Origin of the sequence: Oliverpabstia intestinalis (genome assembly GCF_009696065.1) — a bacterium.
GTDB lineage: Bacteria > Bacillota > Clostridia > Lachnospirales > Lachnospiraceae > Oliverpabstia > Oliverpabstia intestinalis.
This window is the reverse complement of record NZ_VUMS01000063.1, coordinates 1-3,971: the sequence shown is the minus strand read 5'-3', so window position 1 is coordinate 3,971 and position 3,971 is coordinate 1. Positions and strand designations below refer to the sequence as shown.

The following is a 3,971-nucleotide window of genomic DNA, read 5'->3' as shown; positions in this document are numbered from 1 at the left end:
ATTTTGATGTATTTGTCAAGTGATTTTTATGTTTTGAAACATAGAAAAACAATGTTATGAATTGTGCATTATTACCATTACTTTAGGATACCTACTATTTTATTCCAATTTTAGCTAACTGGCATTAAGTGATTGCTGCCCCCCTTAAGTTAATCTGTTTTATTTGTTGTAATTTCTTTCTCAGATTTTGAAGTTTCACTCTCTTCGTCCTCTGTATTTATAGTCGCCTTATTTCCCTCAATATGTTGTTCTGCTTCTGTACTTATTGATGCTCTCGGCGAAACATCCAGCCAATGATTTTTATAAGATAAAAATGTCAGTAATAAACCAAGCAGAAGAACTACATCTGTTATAGCTATTAACCACCATTTTCTTATACTCTTTCCATTGATATCTCGCAAAAAATCTATCAAAAGCCAAATCAAATTTGACAATACTAGTCCGAGTATCAATACAATAGTAATCATGCGATAAATTGAGGCTTTATCTATATTTTCTAATACAGAACTGGAAAATGTCATACCACCTGTGAATGCAAGTACAATAGCTGCAAATATTCCCAAAATGGTAATATATTCATTCTGCATCTTCTTTTGCCCATCCCGAACCTCTTCCTTTAGTTTTGAAGACTCTGTATTAAGATGATTAACAGCTTCAGCTCTAGCAACATCAGATTCAGCAAGTTTATTTTTTAAATCTTCGATAAGAACTTTCGCACGAGCCAACTCTGATTGAGTTTCTCCTGCCATTCGTTTTGTATAGTTAATTCGACTTATGTCCAAATTTGTATGATCATACAACTTGATAATTTCTTTACGAATGTCTATAAGCTCATTATTATGTGCCTCATCGCGATTTATAGGAATATACCCCTCCTTGATAGATTCCATATTTTGAGCAAGAATATCAAGATTGCCCAAAGAATCATCAGCATCTATTAACGAAAGACAAGCAAAAATATCTGAATAAAAATGCCTGTAATTATCCGAGTCAGTATTATAGTATATAGCTTCCAATCTAAGATAATAGTCTCTTCGATCTTTCCTATCTTTTAAGACATCTTGAGATTTACTTAAATCCATCAATAATTGTCTTAATGAATCTCTTTTTTCTTGTTCGTTAAGTATTTGCATCTGTTATCCCTTCTGACGAATCAACTCTTTTGGAATAACACAATGATTTCCCAAACCGTCTTTATAAATTTCGGCCCATGCTTTTCCTGCTTTATGGGTGTCTTCAACCATATCCCACGGATTAAGATTTCTCTTATTTTCTACAATAGGATCAATTATGCAACTATAACTTGAAGAAATATCAGTAGTATACTTCATGCGAATAGCAATTGCTCCAAATCCGCAATACTGATAATATACCTCTGGTACAACAGGACCAAACTGCCAAGCTTCAATCTCATCATCAAATGCAACCATATTTTTTTCTAAAAATGTCTTTTGAACATAATATAAAATCTTCTGAAGTTGCAGATTGGAAATCGGATGCTGGTCAATGGTACATTTATTAATTATATATTTTGCAATATCGATTGCCTTATAAGACATAAACATCCCCCTTCCCGACTTTGGTTTGATATAATATTGTACTATTTTTCTTTCCAAATGTATATAGTTTTTCGTCATTATGTTGATTTTCAGCAAGATACACAATTTTCTCTTGACTTTTACGGAATAATCATTTTATTTTTCCTCATACTCCTGAAATGAAGGTTTATATCTCTTGTTCGCTGACTGTGGCACTACAATCTCAAAAAAATAGTAGCCCAGATATCTCAGTGCTGCCTTCTTCTTTCTGTAAAATGTCGCTCTGCTCATGCCAAGCTCGATCATGATATCAACATCCGCAGCCTTTCTGCTTCTGCAGTAGCATCCGTAAAGCACATCATAATACTCTTCTCCGAAATTTGGAGTAAAATACTTCACCAGTGTCATAGCGCGATGAACCATATCACATAATCCATAGATCAGGATCACGTTATTCATTTCCTTTTTCAGATGTCCAATGTGCATACGATAATCATAAACATCTATATACTGAAGAGCATATGCCATATTTTCATTGATCTTGTCCTGACATTCCTGCTCCAGTTCTTCTAAAACCATCTGATTCTCCAGAATCAAATCCTGGTAATCACTCATCAGTGTTTTTATCTTTTCATAATAGAGATCCATACGCTGTTCGGTATGCCTCTTTGCATTCAATGTAATCTCTTTAAAAGACTTAATTGCATAGTCTCTTTCTGTCATCTATCAAAATCTCCTTTATCGTTTTGAACCGATACTTCCGGTCCTACTCCTACTTCCCCCTGATTTTGAATGGGAAGCACTGTAAAGCTTCGTTGCAGGCACTGGCATATTCAGGACAAAAGTGGGATATGTCTGTCCTGTGCTGACTCATATGCAAACGTACCTTATGTCAATCTGCGGGTCGCAAAAGGGAAAGGGTCAGCTTCCCTGCAGATATACTTTTTTAAATCACGCAAATTTACGCTCCATAAACCATTTATCAAATTCAAAATATAAGTGGCATTCTTTACCGGCTACCACTACCGTATACATGATGCCTGTTCCACCCGCTTTACGGCTGGCGCATCTCTCTTTCGATTTCACCTTATCGATTTCATATTTTCTGCCGTCTTCCCAGACAAAAGCCATCTGCATCATGACTCCGTCCTTATCGAATCTGGCAACTACATCTACATAAACCTTGCTTGATTCCATTCATAACCTCCATCCTTGAGCCATGGCTCAAAGCTAACGCACAAAGTAACCTACCGGATAAACGGTGTGGGATCCCTGTGCATCCAGCTTTGATAATATCTTGTCTTGATACATAAACGCCCGCTGTATACTGAAATATCCAAACCGTCGCCTGATCTCATCTGCAGCTTTATCCATCTTCTCCTGTTTGGCCCGTTTCTCTTCATTCATGAACAGACTCATCTGCACCGGAATGTCTGCCGTAACCAGGTCTGCACCTCTGACACCAAGACTGCGTATCGGATGCGGCCAGTCATAATTGTCACGAAACAATTCCATGGCTGCTTCCATAATCTCATCGGTAATATCCGTCGGCTCCCGCAAGTGCATCTGCCTTGAGAAATGGAAAAGTCCATTATCCCTGATAGATATTGCCACAGTGTTACATTTAAATCCATGCTTTCTGAGTCTGGCCGATACACTCTCTGCCAATGCCATAAAGATAATCTGAACATCCAGATCATTTTCCAGATCACGAGGCGTGGTCGTGCTGTTTCCAATAGACTTAATTGGAGCCGAATAACCCTCCGGAGCCACCGGTGACTCATCCCATCCATTTGCAAATGAATGGATCACAAGCCCCATCTTACCAAGCTGCTTCATCTGGAAATCAGGATCCATACATGCCAGATCACCAATGGTATGAATACCATACTTCGACAAAGTCCTGTTGGTAGATCTTCCGACATAGAGAAGATCCGATGCAGGCAGCTTCCAGATCAGACTCTTATAATTCTCACGATTGAATTCTGTAATCGCATCCGGCTTCTTGTAGTCACTGCCAAGCTTTGCATAAATCTTATTCCAGGAAATGCCTTCGCTGACCGTAATACCAAGTTCTTTTTTGACTCTTGCGCTGATCTCATTTGCGATCTTACGTCCATCGCCCTTCAAGGAACTACTGTCGGAAACATCCAGCCATGCTTCATCACAGCCATACGGTTCAATCTTATCCGTATACTCGCCGTAGATTTCCCGAAGCATCGAAGAGAACTTCAGATACAAATCCATTCTGGGAGGCACAAAGATCACATCAGGACATGCCTGCCTGGCCTGCCATAAAGCCATACTGCAGATTGCCGGCCGAAACGGACATTTGTGCCATATTCGGCGGACACCTAAAGACATAATCAGCGGACAGCCGAGGACATATTAACCGGCCAAAAATCTCCAGATATAATAGAAATATCTCCTGTA

Annotated in this window: 5 protein-coding genes; all 5 read right to left on the bottom strand. The window is 38.7% G+C overall.

The window, feature by feature from the left end; translation table 11 throughout:
* Positions 1 to 149: 149 nt before the first annotated feature.
* The 5 genes from FYJ57_RS14785 to FYJ57_RS14765 all read right to left on the bottom strand — a co-directional run bounded on the left by FYJ57_RS14785 (position 150) and on the right by FYJ57_RS14765 (position 3,842).
* Positions 150 to 1,133, bottom strand: coding sequence for a hypothetical protein (locus FYJ57_RS14785; RefSeq protein WP_154433246.1), 984 nt, complete (start codon positions 1,131 to 1,133; stop codon positions 150 to 152).
* A 3-nt stretch (positions 1,134 to 1,136) separates the two neighbouring features.
* The gene (locus FYJ57_RS14780) at positions 1,137 to 1,559 is read right to left on the bottom strand and encodes a Panacea domain-containing protein (protein ID WP_154433245.1); all 423 of its coding nucleotides are present in this window, start codon (positions 1,557 to 1,559) and stop codon (positions 1,137 to 1,139) included.
* A 135-nt stretch (positions 1,560 to 1,694) separates the two neighbouring features.
* Positions 1,695 to 2,261 (bottom strand): ArpU family phage packaging/lysis transcriptional regulator, encoded by a 567-nt coding sequence (locus FYJ57_RS14775; RefSeq protein WP_154433244.1) that lies wholly within the window; start codon positions 2,259 to 2,261, stop codon positions 1,695 to 1,697.
* Between the two features lie 228 nt (positions 2,262 to 2,489).
* On the bottom strand, positions 2,490 to 2,735 hold the full coding sequence (locus tag FYJ57_RS14770) for a hypothetical protein (protein WP_154433243.1): 246 nt from the start codon (positions 2,733 to 2,735) through the stop codon (positions 2,490 to 2,492).
* 33 nt (positions 2,736 to 2,768) lie between these two features.
* The gene (locus tag FYJ57_RS14765) at positions 2,769 to 3,842 is read right to left on the bottom strand and encodes a Y-family DNA polymerase (protein ID WP_235904611.1); all 1,074 of its coding nucleotides are present in this window, start codon (positions 3,840 to 3,842) and stop codon (positions 2,769 to 2,771) included.
* Positions 3,843 to 3,971: the final 129 nt, after the last annotated feature.